We start from the raw sequence: 14,383 nt of genomic DNA on the forward strand, positions 1-14,383 counted from the left end.
GTCTGTCCGTGCCGGATTCCGTCCGCCAGGTACGACGGGTGGACAGGAACGCATGCCGGACATCGCTCAGGTGGCAAGGGGGTACGTGTCGGCCACCTCCGGCCGCGGCCTAGGCACCGTCGCTGCCGCTACCCGGGCCTGCTCCTGCACCAACGCACGCAGTTCTGCCGGCGTGGGCCACGGTGCGCAGCGGTGAATCATGCGGTGGCAGTTCGAGCAGATCAGGGCGAGGTCTGCGAGCCTCGTCGTGCCTTCCCCTGCCTCATGGAGCGGCACCACATGGTGGCACTCGATGTAGCCCTGTCCACGCTCGCCGTAGACCGCGCTGAAGTCGAAGTCACACACTTCGCAGGCCAGAGTGCCGCCCTTTTTAAGGACAGCGGCGATCTTCTTCGCGCGGAGCGCCTTGTTCCGTTCGCGTGTGCGGTGGCGTCGGTAGAGCACGCGCCCCTCAGGCGCGCTGACCTCATCGTCATCGGTGTCGTCCCCCTCGGGGAGCGCGGGCTGAAGAGTCCCAGAGCGCAACCCGTCGCGCAGCAGTGCCGCGGCCCGCGCCATCTCTGCCGGGCGTTCAAGAAAGTCCTGCAACACCTCGCGGTCCAGCTGCCCGCCGTTCGTCGGGGTGCCCTGGTAGCCCGGATGGAAGCTGGCGATGTTGAGCGTCTTGTAGGCGGCACCATTGTGGTTACGGTACTCAGCCGCACGCTCCTCCGGAGGGTAGGCACCCAGGAGTTGGAGGAGTTCGGACAGCTCTTCGATACGCGGGTCGGAGGCAGGCAAGCCCTGCCAGCCGTTCCCCGCTACGACGTCACAAGCCAGGATCAGTTCGTCGCGCGTCCACTTCGGGCTACGCGATACACCGATCTTGAACCCTTCGCGCTTGAGCCAGTCAACGGCATGGCCTACACCTCCGCTCAGCTCTTGCCAGGTGAGGGGCCTGCCGTGCTGGTGCTTGTGAGCTACGGCCGCGATGGCCTTGGAGTCGTACTCCTTGCCGTCGTGGAGGATGAGGAACTTCCGGGCCGCTTTGAAGCCGTAAAGGCTGAGAAACGCCGGTCCCCCCAGCTCGTCGTACTCCTGCATGGTCTTCAGGACGTCGTCCCGCGAGATCGCTCCCTTTTCCATGTGCGGCAGTTTAAGCACGGGCTACGACACCGGCCTTGGAGAAGGTCACCGCAAGCTCCGGCCGAGGACAGTTGGTCAATGCATCGCCGTGCTCGCCGCAGCGTTCACCCGTAGGGAGCGGGAAAGAATGCTGGTGCCCGGCATGAAGCCATGCCGGGCACCGCATCGTGAGCGTCAGCTCGCAAGCGGCCAGCGCTCCCGGTCGTAGGGAAGAAGCCAGCCGGCGACCTCGCCGGCGATGCACCTCACCTCCGGCTCCGGCGTGTCCGAGCGCAGCGGCAGGACGTGGATCCCCCTCCACTTCTCCGTCTTGGGGAGGTCGTGGAGGTATTCACTGACGTGGCTCGCCAGACCCCGGCCGTCGCCGGGCCGACAGACGGATCCTACGTAGCAGACGCGCCCCAGGGCATCAACCGCGATGTAAACGGCGCAGGAGCTGTCCGGCATGAGGTCAGAATCCGGCGGGAGTTCCTCGGGCATGGCACGGGTCAGGTAGGGTCCGCAGAGTTCCGTCAGCGCCGCGTAGGTGGCCTTTTTCATCAGGCGGCCTCTTCTCCGGTCTCGTCCTCATCCTCACCTTCATCGACCGTGATGGTGTCGGCGGTGGTGCCGGGAGACTGAGCCTCCACGGCCTTCTCCCACCACTCCTGGGCGTCTCCCGCCAGTTCCTGGAGCTTGTCCATGAGGAGACGCGCGTGGGCGCGGCCTTCGCGCTCGATCAGCGGAGTGCCATTGTCATCCACCACGCCGACCAGGTTGCGCATCTCAGTCTCCAGAATGCGGAGCGTCTCCCTCACGGCCTTCACGCCGCGCTTGTAGTGCTCCTGTACGGTGCTCCCGGGCGTCAGGGGCGGCGGGATCTCCCCGCCCTTCGGCGCGAGCTTCGTGCGCAGGAACTCGTTGGAGACGGGCAGGTCGTTGCCTTCGCCGTCCTGGCGCGGCTGGCCGTGGTCGTCCACCTGACGGGGCTTGATCCCGGCGCGGTCATCCTCGATCACCTGGCGGAAGTGGCGCAGTCCGCGCTCGTTTCCAGCGAGGGCCTCCAGTACGGCGCGGGCGCTGCGGCGGTCACCGCCCTCACCGAGGTCGTGGCGGGGTCCGCTGATGGCGTTGTGCTTTGCCAGGACGTACGCAGCGCGGACCCACAGCTCGGTGACCGCCGGCCGCATGTCGGCCTCGTCCTCGATCTCCTTGACCGCCGCCTTGTAGAGGTCCTCGGGAGAGCGCTTGGTCGGAAGCCAGGAGAGCTTCTGAAGGTTGTCGGGCAGAGCCTCCGTGAGCGACTTGCGGAAGCGGGTGATCTCGGTGTCCGAGGCCTTGCCGCGCAGTTCCCTGATGATCAGCTCCACGGCGAGCGGAAGCTTAGTCCTGGTCGTGACCTTGGCGCGCTTGCGCGCACCGGCCGGCTCGTTGGTCAGAACGAGGGCGATCGGCTTACGGACAGCCTGGTGGATCCGGGGCTCTTCGGTAGTGAACAGGTACACCGCGCGGGCCGCCCTGTCATCCCCGTAGGGGGGGAGCTTCCGAGAGCGGGCTTCCGCAGGGGTGATGCGGCCGCCCAGCCAGTCGGCCTCGGCATCGCTGGGTACGGCCCCGGCAGCGCGGGCCGAGATGAGGCACTCCTCGGCAAGCGCAGTGTTCTTAGCCTCGTCGGTCCACGGGGTCTTCGTGTTGAGGTGGTCCTGTGCAACGCGTGCCTTGATGGCCTGCGGCAGGTCAACCGCACCCGCAACGTCCGACACGACTCCGATGATGAGTTCGAAGTCAGTGACGGCGCACCGCACCGCGGCCTTTTCGTTGTCGAGGATGTCGTCGGAGTGCTTGCCGACGTACCCGTTGATCTTGTCGATGTGCGCCTGCATCGAACTCGCGTTGCGTGGCAGGGAAAAGAGGATCTCCTCCGCATCGACGCTCATGTTGGCCAGTCCGTGGCTGGTCCGGCTGGACCCCTCGCGGACGATGATGTGCGTGGTCGGGCTTTCATCGGTGCCGTCGTAGTGGACGGTGGTGGCGACGCCGATCGGCGGGTCCATGATGCCCTGCTCGGCAATGTCCGGCACCGGGCGGTTGCGGTTGCGGGTCGTCTCGATCGCCCAGTCGACCTGCTCAATCAGTGCGTCCCGGCTTTCTACGTGGATGGCCAGTTCGCCCTCGCCATCCTGTGCGGCGGACGCGAGAGCGGCCGGCGGCGCACCGACGGCCTGCGCCAGGGCGAACGGGACGTGGTCGGCGTTACGCGGGTTGAGCGGGTCAGGAACGAGACGCGCGGTGTACACCGAACCCGAGACGACCAGCAGGTAGGCGCCGGGGATGCGGCGACGCTGCGGATTGGTGATCTGCGGCAGTACGGCTGCGGGATCGGTCCAGATAGTGGAGATCGCGCCGGCCACCCTGTCTGCGATGCCCCGCTTCTTCAGAGCGGCACGCAGTTCCTTGTGCAGTGCAGGGTCAGGGATAGACGGCACGCGGCGGATCGGCTTGGACAGCTCGGTCCGCTCGCCATTGACCCTCGGCTCGCCAGGGTTGTTGTCTCCAGATGCCACGGCAAGGCCTCCTCAAGGCTCCGTGCACCGCAGAAGCCACTCCCGCGGTGGTGATCACGCGGGAGCCGGAGACGCCGAACCAGCCCTCGCACCCACACTCCACGGATCCGGCCCGCTTTGGTGGGAGCGGCATGGGACACATCCAGACTGCGTTAGTTCAGCCTCGGCGCTCAGATTGCTGGCGCTGCATGGGCCTCGCTGTGTCTCCCCAAAGAAGTCGGCGCTTCCCAAGGAGTACGCAGTCACGCGTGTCCCGCGTCACTGAGAGGGAGTTTGAACCCCATGGCGACAACGGCGCAACCCAATATGACTCGCACGTACGCATCCTGACGGACTGTCGTGTCGCTGAGGTTGGCGAGACGGCTTGTTACACGGCGCTGCGCCGGTACCGGGTTGCCGAGAAGACCAACGGTGACCGCTACGGAGTGGGTCGCCATGGGTGTCCCGGGCAGGCACTAGGTCAGCGGCACCGGGATGCGATTCCGATAGACCCGCTCTCACCGGCGTCGAAGGGCTCCCTTACAGCGGGAGGTTGACGGCTCCCGAGGGCAGCCCTGGAAGGTCCCGCTCCGTCTCAGTTTCCGTCTCGTTCACCACCGTTCGGGAGTGGTCGGGACCGTTCACTCGGCCCCGACCAGCGCAACTCACGTACGAGAATGAACGCCGCTGAACCCGTCCGGATCATGCGCTGACCAGCACAGACAAACCTGCAAAGCGAGGTACGTGGGTTCAATTCCCGCCACGGCCTCTACCTGGCCTGACCAGGCAGAACAAGAGGGCGACACCCTGACGGGGGTGCCGCCCTCTTGGGCGTCCGTCTCAGTCGGCATCCGGGGTTCCACTCGTCCGAATCGCCCCGCGATCCGGGCCATGACCTGGTCGAGCATCGCCCGCCAGCAGGCAGGGTCTGCGCCATGGCCTGCGGCCACCGCAGGATCTTCAGGAGTCCAAACAGCCCCCGAAAATCACGCGGTGGCCGTTCCCATCCCCGGCCGGGTCCAGGGCAGTGCCGGACTCCTCGCTTCGGCTCGACGGCGCTGATCGGCAAGATGAGCGCATGGACAGCGAACCTCTACAGATCCCGCTTGACCGGCTCCGGCACGTCTTCGAGCTGGCACTGCGACACATCGAAGCGTCGGCCGACGGCACAGTGGCACTCGAACGCGACTACTTCTGGTCTGTCCCGGGCGACGAGCTCTACGACGTCTCCAACGAACCGCGAACGATCACGATCGGCCAGCTCTCCGAGTCATGGCAGCACCTTGAGGACCTACTCGCCGACCCGGACCGGGTCGTGGGCCACCACCTGGTCTGGCTTGCCGATGTCCTCCGTGCGATCGGGCAGGAAGCCACCCGGTAGCCACCACGCCCGCCTGACGTGACATGGAATTACAAAGTCCCACTGGAGTACTGGTCGTCGGAGGGCAGATCTCGGGCGCCGGGACCCGCGAGACCGGTTCAGACCTCATTACTGCGTTCCCCCTGCAACCCAGCCCACGACAGCACCTCGGGGCCGCCGAGAGCCTCGGACTCACGCTTGCGCGTCAGCCGCGCTGTGCGGCGACGGCATCGGTGTACGTCTCCTGTGTCAGGTCTTCCGGTCCGATGCCCAGGTCGGTGAGTATCGCGTGTACGTCCTCCAGGGCCGCCGCCAAGTCGCTTTCCTCGACAAGGGTCTCGACCTCGAGGAACGTCCCGTCGAGCTCGGGCACGCGGACGAGGGTGGCGAGCATTCGCCGGCCGTGGGCGGTGAACTCGTAGTTTCTGCAACGCTTCTCGAACTCGATGAGAACAACGTGTCCGAGACCCCGCAGGATGGCGTGCGCCGCCTCGGCGTCCTCGACGAGAGTCTCGTGTTCCGGCTTGGACCCGGACGCCTCATCGACCGCGGCCGCCTTCCACGTGAGCACTGTCCGGGTGCTGTCGGGGCCGTGCACGGTCCGGAGGCGGAGTTCCTGGCCGGCTTTCTCCAAGGAACCATCCGGCCGGTCGAAGTAGGTGTCGTGATACACCTCCACCCGAGCCTGCGCGCGCTCCTCCAGTTGTCGCACGACCGCTTCCGGCGCGTGGACGCGCGCCTTCAACTCCGCCTCGATCACGACCCGCTCCCCTTCCTGGTCACACCGTGCGCTCGGCACCGGCGATGACTGCCTCGAACATCCTGCGGAACCCTCTGAACAGGGGCCCGTGCGGCGTCGCCATGACTTTGTACGTCGCCGACTCATGGCCTTCCCAGCCCGCGTCGAACGCGCCGACGAACATCGTGGAGTCCGTACGGATGACTCGCCAAGTGGGCAGCATGCGGTATCGCCAGACGCCGACATCGCAAGTGTCGGCCAACTCCCGCAGCCGTGCCTCGGCGAGGCGCACACCACCGGAAAGGGACTCGGGAGATTCGCCGATCTCAGCCGCACGCAAGGCCAGGGCGTCGCTGTCAGGATCGAGGAGCGCGACGCGGATACGAAGGCCCTTCCCGCCCTGTTCCCGCGGCAGGCAGGCGCGGAGCAGGCTGTCGTTCAGTCCGATCAGACCGAGGCCGCGCACGGCAAGGACGTCCAACTCCTCCGCCGCGCGGGCCTGTTGCTGAATCTCCTCGGCAGCGGAGTTCTGCGCCGCGTAGACGCGCACGACCTCGGGGAACGCGGCGAGGTCGAAGGCGGCTCCACCATGGCGCTTCTCACGGCCGGCGGCGAGCCCCAGGAGGTGGCGCGCGTCGTCGGGCATCCGCAGACCGTCGGCGATGCGCTCATACACGTCGAGCCGGGACACTTCGCGGCGCCCATTGATGATCTCGTTCACACGGGCCTGGGTCATCCCTGTGGCGGTGGCGATACGGGCCTGACTGGCACCGGCGTACTGCTGGGCATGACGGAACACCGCACCTATGTCCCGGGCACGCAGAGCCTGTCTGACTTCGGCACGCTCCCACGCCCAGTCCGGTAATTCAATCGGTACCAGCGCAATCGGCATGACGGCCTCCGGGATCCCCATGCGGGACGGGAAGTTATCTCACCGTGAGATTACCGGCGGGGGATCGCTTCACCGCACCGCGCGGACCAGGCTGGCTGAAGAACGAGACCCCCGCGACCGCGCGAACGGCCCGGGGGCGTGGCCGACTTGCGAAGGAGTCGACGTGACCGACCGTACAATCCGGCCGGGCCCTGTGGTACCGAGCCGGGTCGAACCCGTTTCCGGCGTGCTCGTGCACAGCAGTGCCGACCGGCGGCTGGCCGCCGAGCACTGGTTGCTGTCCACGCTGCCCGAGCCGAAGCAGGGCCTTCGGCAGTGGCGGACGACCGGAGTCGCCATGCTGCCCCTGGGCACGCTGTTCTCCGCGATCCGTCTGCCGGGCCGACTCGTCCTCGCCGTGATCGGCGCGCACTCCCTGCCTTCCGCCGAGATCGACACCGTCCTGGAGGAGGCGCTCGGCGGCGCGCCCGTGATCTGCGACCTGCGTCACCACCGCTACTACGTCCTCATGCCGGCGAGCGTGCCCACGTCCTGGCGTGAGGCCGTCGATGACTGGCGTGTGGTCGATGTCGACGCCCTGGGACGCGGCACACTGCTAGGCGTGCCGAAGCTCTCCCGGACCGAGCCGCTCCCCTTGGACACGTACTGGTCGGTGCCCATGGAGTCCGCCGCCGCGCTCGGCGCGCCCCTGACCGTGGCCCGGTTCATCGCGGCCGCACGGCACCTGATGGGGGCCGAACAGCCGTAGCGGCGACTCCTCCCCCGATCAACGACTGCTCCGAGTGGCGCCCATGAGTGGTGGGCCTCTGTCCGTGCGCTCAGGCTGGCCCACGTGGTGCCCGACCGCAGCAGGCGGTGGCGGGCGGAGCCCTGCCCTGCGTGGCCGGGGGCGTCAGAGAAACGGGATCGTATGAGGGAACAGCGCATTAGAACGGGCTGGCCGCCGACCGTTCGCAGGAGCGGCAGCGGCAGCAGTGGGAACAGCGGCCCGTCCGCACTGCGGCACCCCCGGCGGACTCGCGCCGCAGTGGCAGCCGCCGGGCTCGCCTTCCTCGGCGTCCTCGCCCCGACGCCCGGTCACGCCGCGAGCGGGCCGCAGCCGGTCGCGTCCGCGCGGTTCGTGCCCGGGCCGTGTCCGTCGACGCCCGAGCCGGTGCCCGGGCGGTGCGGGTTCCTGGAGGTTCCGGAGAAGCGGTCGCGGCCCGGTGGGCGGACGATCCGGCTGGCCGTCGCGGTCGTTCCGGCCGTCTCGCCTAAGCCGGGCGCGGATCCGGTCGTGTTCATGGCCGGTGGTCCCGGGGGCGACGCGTTCGGTGACATGCCGTTCGTGATCGGCGCGGGCGTGAACCGGGACCGCGATCTGATCGTCATGACCCAGCGCGGAACGCTGTACGCGCGGCCGAACCTCGCCTGCCCGGAGATCGACCGCTTCTACGCGGAGGCCGTCGGGCTGCGCTACGACGCGGCGTCGACCGGACGGCGCCTGGTGCGCGCGACCAAGCAGTGCCGGGACCGTCTCGCGGGCCAGGGCGTCGACCTGAGCGCCTACAACACCACCGAGAACGCCGCCGACTTCGCCGACCTGCGCACGGCGCTCGGCATCCGCCGGTGGAACGTCTACGGCTACTCCTACGGCACCGACCTCGGGCTCACCTACCTCCGCCGCCACCCCCAGGGCATCCGTTCGCTGGCGATCGACTCGGTCGTACCTCCCCAGATCGTCAGTCTGCCGTGGACCTGGGACAGCGCCCGCGAGGGCATCAACACCGTGTTCGCCGCCTGCGCGGCCCAGCCGGCGTGCAGGAACCGCTACCCGAACCTCTCGCGCACGCTGACCCAGCAGGTCCGGCGGCTGGAGGCACACCCCCTGACGGTGCGGGCACAGCCTCCCGGGGGAGGCGCGCCGGTCAAGGTCGTCCTCGACGGGGGCGCGCTCGTCAATCTGCTCGTCGCCAACGCCGTCCCGGCCGTCGACGTGCCCGCGGCGCTCGACGAACTCGCCCACGGCGATCCGGGGCGCTTCGCCCGGGCCCGCGCCGCCGGCGCCACACCCGTCATCGGGGAGTTCGCGCACGGCCTCACCCAGTCCGTGGCGTGCGGCGAGTGGGTGCCGGGCTATTCACGGGCCGACCTGCTCGCGGCCGGCCGCCGGGCCTTCCCCGGCTGGCCCGACTCGGTGCTCGCCCAGGCACCCCAGCTCCCCTTCCAGCACGAGGCGTGCCGCGTCTGGAACGTCCCGGACCGCACCCCGGTCCAGCGGGTGACGACCGTGAGCAAGGTGCCGTCGCTCGTGCTCTCGGGAACCTTCGACGCCAAGACGGGGGCCCGCTGGGGCGCGTACGCGGCCCGCACCCTGTCCCGCTCGACCACCGTACTGATTCCCGGCATCGGCCACTGGGTGGTGCCCCAGTCGCCGTGCGCGGCGAGCGTCCTGACCTCGTTCCTCACGCGTCCCACCGCGCCCGACACCCGCTGTGTCGCGGGCCTGACGCCGAAGCCGTTCACCATCGTCCCCGCCCGGGAGCACTCATGACGTCCAGCCCTGGAGAACGTAAGACGTCCCACCGTCCGCCGCGCCGGCTGCCCGCCGCGCTCGCGGGGGCCACGGCCGGCCTCCTGATCGCCGGTCTCGCCGCCTCCCCCGCCGAGGCCGAGCCCGGCACCACGACGACTCCGCGCACGGTCGCCCGGACCACGACAACCACCACGACCACGACGAGCACGACGACCCCGGGCACCGTCGCCCGGACAGCCGGCCACTCCCGCTTCGTACCGGGCCCCTGTCCGCGGACCGCGGACCCCGTCCCCGCTCTGGAGGGGGCGAACTGCGGCACGCTCACCGTGCCCGAGAACCGCTCCCGCCCCCGGGGGCGGAAGATCACCCTCTCCGTCGCCGTCGTGCCGGCCGCCACCCGCAGGCACGCGCCCGACCCGATCGTGTGGTTCGCCGGCGGGCCCGGCGACGACGCCGTCTCCGAGGCCCAACTCGCGGTCGACGGCGGCCTGAACCGCGAACGGGACGTCATCTTCATGTCCCAGCGGGGTACTTACTCCGCCGACCCGGTGCTCACCTGCCCGAACATCGACGAGTTCAACGCCCGTGCCGTCGGCCTGGTCTACAACGCCCCCTCCACCGGACGCCTGCACGTCCGGGCGACACGGGAGTGCCGTGACCGGCTGACGCGGCGCACCGCCGACCTCGGCGCCTACAACAGCACCGAGAGCGCCGCCGACTACGCCGACCTGCGCGTCGCCCTCGGCATCAAGCGCTGGAACGTGTTCGGCATCTCGTACGGTACGGACCTGGCCCTGACCTATATGCGCACGCACCCGCAGGGCGTCCGGTCCGTCGGCATCGACGGTGTGCTGCCGCCCTCCCTGGCCGGCGGCGCGGTGACCTGGAGGGCGGCGCGCGAGGGCTTCGACGGACTCTTCGCGGCCTGCGCGCGGCAGCCGGCCTGCAACCAGCGCTATCCCCGACTGTTGAGGACCTTCCGGGACCTGGTGAGCAGGCTCGAGGCCCGTCCGGTCACCACCCATGTCACCGTCCCCGGACAGCCCGCACCGGTGAAGGTCGTCATCGACGGCGGCACGCTGGTCACCTGGCTGACCTCCGCCACCCACCTGGCGTCCGGAGTGCCGCGCTCCATCGACGAGTTGGCGCACGGCAACCCGCAGCGCATCGCCGAGCAGTGGGCCGGGGGCAAGCTCAGCCCGCAGGCCGTCGGCCGGGTCGCGCACGGGCTCGCCTACGGCGTCTTCTGCGGCGAGTGGACACCGTACGAGACCCAGGACGAGGTGATCCGGGCGGGACGGCGCGCGTTCCCCACGTTCCCCCGCTCCGTCCTCGCCAACGCCCCGCAGCTCCCCTTCCTGCACGACGACTGCCGCGCCTGGAACGTCCCCGCGCAACCGCGTGCCGTCCGCAGCGTCGTCCGCAGTGACATCCCCACCCTGGTCATGTCGGCGGGCTTCGACGCGCAGACCGCGCCGAGCAACGGACCCTACGTGGCCCGCACCCTGCCCCGCGCCACCACCGTGACCGTGCCGTACGTCGCCCACGTGGCCTTCGCCGAATCGCCCTGCGCGCAGTCGATCACCCGGTCGTTCTTCGACGCGCCGACGTCGGCGGACACGTCCTGCCTGGCCGGTCTCCAGCCCCCGCAGTTCGAGATCGCGCCGTGAATCGTTGAGGGCGACCAGTGGTTCCGGGGCGGGCGAGCAGCCGAGAGACAACGGCGCTCGCCCGCCCACCGCGTCGGGCCCCCAGCCCCGCAACCCCCTTTCCGTTCCCGGGAATTAACCTCCGCCCCCTTGGCGACCCCCTCTCTACGCGCGTAACTTGAGCCGACTTCACCGCGACGTACGAGGAGACCGTCACCGTGTCCAGAAACGCCGGTAGCAGACCGCGCCCCGCTCGCCGGGCCGGGTACGCGTCCATCTCCATGGGGCTGGCGAGCGCGTTCGCCATCGTGTCCCTGCCCGCCGCCGCCCACGCGGCGCCGTCCGGTACGGCCGTCATAGCCGAGGTGTACGGCGGCGGGGGCAACTCGGGAGCGACGCTGGTCCGGGACTTCGTCGAGCTGGGCAACGCGGGCTCCGCGGCCTACGACCTGTCCGGATACAGCGTGCAGTATCTGCCGGGGTCGCCGTCGGCGTCCTCGCAGTGGCAGGTGACCGCGCTGAGCGGGGCTCTCACGCCCGGCGGACGGTACCTGGTGGCCGAGGGGGCGGGCACCGGCGGCACGACCGCGCTTCCGAACCCCGACGCCACCGGCTCCATCGCCATGAGCGCCACCAGCGGCACGATCGCCCTGGTCTCCGGCACCGCCGCGCTGACCTGCAAGACCGCCGCCGACTGCGCGGCGGACAGCCGGATCGTCGACCTGGTGGGCTACGGCAGCGCCGTCGTGCGGGAGGGGAGCGGACCGGCCGCCGGGGCGTCCAACACCGCGTCCGTGACGCGGAGTTCCGGCCTGACCGACACCGACGACAACGCCGGGGACTTCGGCGCCCAGACGCCGTCGCCCGTCAACTCCGCCGGGGAGGCTCCCGGTTCGGGGGACGGGGACGGCGATGGCGACGGCGGTGATCCCTCCACCCCGGGTACCGTCCGCGTCCGTGACATCCAGGGCACCACCCGCCTCTCCCCTCTCGACGGCCGGACGGTCACCCGTGTCCCCGGTGTCGTCACCGGGGTGCGGACCTCGGGGTCGAAGGGGTACTGGGTCCAGGACCCGGAGGCCGACGCCGATCCCCGCACCAGCGAAGGCGTGTTCGTCTACACCGGTTCCGCCGACCCGGCCGTGGCCGTCGGTGACTCCGTGCTGGTCAGCGGCAAGGTCAGCGAGTACTACCCGAGCAGCACCAGCCAGTCCGTCACCGAGATCACCACGCCGACCGTGACCGTGCTGTCCGGCGGCAACCCGCTGCCCGCGCCCGTCACCCTGGACCCGGCGAGCGTGCCGGCCGGCTACGCGCCCACCGCCGACGGCGGCAGCATCGACGCGCTCGCCCTCGAACCGGCCGTGTACGCGCAGGACTTCTACGAGTCCGCCGAGGGCATGCGGGTGACGTTCGCCGACGCGCGCGTGGTCGGCGCGACCACGGCCTACGACGAGCTGTGGGTGACGGTCAAGCCGGACGAGAGCCCCTCCGCGCGCGGCGGCACCCTCTACTCCTCCTACGACCAGCCCAACACCGGCCGCCTGAAGGTGATGTCCCTCGACACCGCCGCCGCCTTCCCGGTGGCGAACGTCGGTGACGTGCTGTCCGGCACCACCACGGGGCCGCTCGACTACTCCACCTACGGCGGCTACAACGTCCAGGCCACGCAGCTCGGTACACGGGTCGACAAGAAGCTGAAGCGGGAGGTGACCCGCCGGGCGAAGGGCGGCGAGCTGGCGGTCGCCACGTACAACGTGGAGAACCTGGACGCGCTGGACGACCAGGGGAAGTTCGACCGGCTCGCCGAGGGCGTCGCGGTCAACCTCAGCTCGCCCGACATCGTGGCCCTGGAGGAGATCCAGGACGACAACGGCGCCACCAACGACGGTACGGTCACCTCCGAGGCCACCCTGAAGCGGTTCACGGACGCCATCCGCGCGTCCGGCGGGCCCCGCTACCAGTGGCGGTACATCGCCCCCGCGAACAACCAGGACGGCGGCGAGCCCGGCGGCAACATCCGTCAGGTGTTCCTCTTCAACCCCAAGCGGGTGTCCTTCACCGACCGGCCCGGCGGTGACGCCACCACGGCCACCGGGGTGGTCAAGACCCGCAAGGGCGCCCGGCTGACCGCCTCCCCCGGCCGGATCGACCCGGCGAACAGCGCCTGGGGCAGCAGCCGTAAGCCGCTCGTCGGCGAGTTCGTCTTCCACGGCGAGACCGTGTTCGTGATCGCCAACCACTTCGCCTCCAAGGGCGGCGACCAGCCCCTGCACGGCCGCTACCAGCCGCCGGCCCGCAGCTCCGAGACACAGCGGCAGGCGCAGGCCGTCGCGGTGAACACCTTCGTCAAGTCGCTGCTGGCGGCGGACAAGAAGGCCAAGGCGGTCGTGCTCGGCGACCTCAACGACTTCGAGTTCTCCCCGACCGTCGCCGCGCTGACCGCCGGCAAGGTCCTCAAGCCGCTGATCAGCACCCTGCCGGCCGCGCAGCGCTACACCTACGTGTACGACGGCAACGCGCAGACCCTGGACCACATCCTGACGAGCCCGGCCGTGACGCGCTTCGACTACGACGTGGTGCACATCAACGCGGAGTTCGCCGACCAGGCCAGCGACCACGACCCGCAGATCGTGCGGATCGACGTGGACGGCTGCCGGTAACCGAAGGCGACGACGGGGACGAGGCCGGGGCCGGGGCCGGGGTGGCGAGGGTACGGGTCATCGCCTCGGCCAGCCCGTCGTACATCCCGGTCAGTTCCCGCACTACACGCAGAGCCCGCTCACGCCGGGTCAGCCACAGGGCGAACGCCAGGGTGGAGACATCGGCGCTGAGCGGGCGCGGGCCGGGGTCGCTCAGGGACTCGCTCCACGTCAGAACGGCCCCCGTCGCGCCGTCGACCATCAGGCTCGCGCCCCGCGGCAGCCGCCCGAGCCGGATCAGCCGGCCCCCGGTGGACCCGGCGAGCGTCTGAAGCGGGACGTCGGTCTCCAGGGCGAACCGGTCGGCCCGCTCCGGCAGCCCCACCTCGCGCAGGAACCGGCGGGTCGGGGCGTGGGTGAGTTCCCGCGGGAAGTCGACCTCCTCGAAGCGCACGACACCCGCCGCGCCGAACTCCTCGTCCAGCAACCGGAACGGAAGGTCCAGGGCGAGCCCCGAGCCCGAGCCGGTCGCCCGTCCCGCCCCACCCGGCGCCGGCGGACGGATCACCGTCGCGATCCTCCACAGCGGGTCGGGACCGCCCCCGGTGGCCTCCTCGAACACCGCCAGCAGCCGCCGCGTCACCTCCGCCACCGCGGACGGCTCCAGCCGGGCCGCGTAACAGGCGAACTGGCCTCTCAGCGCCGCCAGTTCATCGGCGACCGTGGCACATCTCTCCAGGGTGGGCACCACCGGCCGCGCGGCCGCCGGACCGGGCCGGCCGGACAGGAAATACGCCGCCGAGACGGCCCCGCGCGACGCCCCGAAGGCCGTCGGAAGCGTGACGCACCGGCCGAGCCGGTCCTCGGTGAAGGTGGTGATCGTCGTCCTGGTGGTGGTCCTGGTCGTGCTCATCGGGTCCCCCGTGCATGAAGTGCGCC

Annotated in this window: 11 protein-coding genes; 5 read left to right on the forward strand and 6 right to left on the reverse strand. The window is 70.1% G+C overall.

Features of this window, described 5'->3' with window-relative positions; translation table 11 throughout:
- Positions 1–66: 66 nt before the first annotated feature.
- The 3 genes from G6W55_RS10330 to G6W55_RS10340 form a co-directional block, all read right to left on the reverse strand.
- On the reverse strand, positions 67–1,125 hold the full coding sequence (locus tag G6W55_RS10330; RefSeq protein WP_175520484.1) for an HNH endonuclease: 1,059 nt from the start codon (positions 1,123–1,125) through the stop codon (positions 67–69).
- Between the two features lie 174 nt (positions 1,126–1,299).
- Complete coding sequence (locus G6W55_RS10335) at positions 1,300–1,665, reverse strand: hypothetical protein (protein WP_175520485.1); 366 nt, start codon at positions 1,663–1,665, stop codon at positions 1,300–1,302.
- Positions 1,665–3,668, reverse strand: a complete 2,004-nt coding sequence (locus G6W55_RS10340) for a hypothetical protein (protein WP_175520486.1) — start codon at positions 3,666–3,668, stop codon at positions 1,665–1,667. Before G6W55_RS10340 ends, G6W55_RS10335 begins: the two co-directional genes overlap by 1 nt.
- 1,057 nt (positions 3,669–4,725) lie before the next feature.
- On the opposite strand from G6W55_RS10340, the gene G6W55_RS10345 reads away from it, so the two are divergent.
- Entirely contained in the window at positions 4,726–5,028 is a 303-nt protein-coding gene (locus tag G6W55_RS10345) for a hypothetical protein (RefSeq protein ID WP_175520487.1), read from the forward strand.
- Positions 5,029–5,212: 184 nt separating this feature from the next.
- Here G6W55_RS10345 and cyaB read toward each other — a convergent pair whose 3' ends face one another.
- Both cyaB and G6W55_RS10355 read right to left on the reverse strand, forming a co-directional pair.
- Positions 5,213–5,767: a class IV adenylate cyclase gene (gene cyaB / locus G6W55_RS10350; protein ID WP_175520488.1), complete on the reverse strand. Its 555-nt coding sequence runs from the start codon at positions 5,765–5,767 to the stop codon at positions 5,213–5,215.
- A gap of 19 nt (positions 5,768–5,786) precedes the next feature.
- Positions 5,787–6,659, reverse strand: a complete 873-nt coding sequence (locus G6W55_RS10355; protein WP_254876170.1) for a helix-turn-helix domain-containing protein — start codon at positions 6,657–6,659, stop codon at positions 5,787–5,789.
- A 142-nt stretch (positions 6,660–6,801) separates the two neighbouring features.
- Here G6W55_RS10355 and G6W55_RS10360 point away from each other — a divergent pair, with 142 nt between their 5' ends.
- From G6W55_RS10360 to G6W55_RS10375, 4 genes are all read left to right on the forward strand, one after another.
- On the forward strand, positions 6,802–7,386 hold the full coding sequence (locus G6W55_RS10360) for a hypothetical protein (RefSeq protein ID WP_217686717.1): 585 nt from the start codon (positions 6,802–6,804) through the stop codon (positions 7,384–7,386).
- 534 nt (positions 7,387–7,920) lie between these two features.
- Complete coding sequence (locus G6W55_RS10365) at positions 7,921–9,171, forward strand: alpha/beta fold hydrolase (protein WP_244368338.1); 1,251 nt, start codon at positions 7,921–7,923, stop codon at positions 9,169–9,171.
- Positions 9,168–10,823, forward strand: a complete 1,656-nt coding sequence (locus tag G6W55_RS10370) for an alpha/beta fold hydrolase (RefSeq protein ID WP_175520490.1) — start codon at positions 9,168–9,170, stop codon at positions 10,821–10,823. Before G6W55_RS10365 ends, G6W55_RS10370 begins: the two co-directional genes overlap by 4 nt.
- A gap of 260 nt (positions 10,824–11,083) precedes the next feature.
- Entirely contained in the window at positions 11,084–13,465 is a 2,382-nt protein-coding gene (locus tag G6W55_RS10375) for an endonuclease/exonuclease/phosphatase family protein (RefSeq protein ID WP_175520521.1), read from the forward strand.
- Here G6W55_RS10375 and G6W55_RS10380 read toward each other — a convergent pair.
- A complete protein-coding gene (locus G6W55_RS10380; protein ID WP_175520491.1) occupies positions 13,389–14,357 on the reverse strand; it encodes an SUKH-4 family immunity protein in 969 nt (322 codons plus the stop codon). The two genes, G6W55_RS10375 and G6W55_RS10380, sit on opposite strands and share 77 nt — an antisense overlap.
- Positions 14,358–14,383 lie beyond the last annotated feature (26 nt).

The sequence above is a fragment of the Streptomyces sp. CAI-85 genome, assembly GCF_013363615.1.
Taxonomy (GTDB): Bacteria; Actinomycetota; Actinomycetes; order Streptomycetales; family Streptomycetaceae; genus Streptomyces; species Streptomyces antibioticus_B.

Excerpts from the sequence above, each read along its gene's own strand:
- G6W55_RS10330 (WP_175520484.1), bottom strand. The coding sequence starts at position 1,125 with ATGGAAAAGGGAGCGATCTCGCGGGACGACGTCCTGAAGACCATGCAG.
- G6W55_RS10335 (WP_175520485.1), bottom strand. The coding sequence starts at position 1,665 with ATGAAAAAGGCCACCTACGCGGCGCTGACGGAACTCTGCGGACCCTAC.
- G6W55_RS10345 (WP_175520487.1), top strand. The coding sequence starts at position 4,726 with ATGGACAGCGAACCTCTACAGATCCCGCTTGACCGGCTCCGGCACGTC.
- G6W55_RS10355 (WP_254876170.1), bottom strand. The coding sequence starts at position 6,659 with ATGGGGATCCCGGAGGCCGTCATGCCGATTGCGCTGGTACCGATTGAA.
- G6W55_RS10365 (WP_244368338.1), top strand. The coding sequence starts at position 7,921 with ATGGCCGGTGGTCCCGGGGGCGACGCGTTCGGTGACATGCCGTTCGTG.
- G6W55_RS10370 (WP_175520490.1), top strand. The coding sequence starts at position 9,168 with ATGACGTCCAGCCCTGGAGAACGTAAGACGTCCCACCGTCCGCCGCGC.
- G6W55_RS10375 (WP_175520521.1), top strand. The coding sequence starts at position 11,084 with ATGGGGCTGGCGAGCGCGTTCGCCATCGTGTCCCTGCCCGCCGCCGCC.
- G6W55_RS10380 (WP_175520491.1), bottom strand. The coding sequence starts at position 14,357 with ATGAGCACGACCAGGACCACCACCAGGACGACGATCACCACCTTCACC.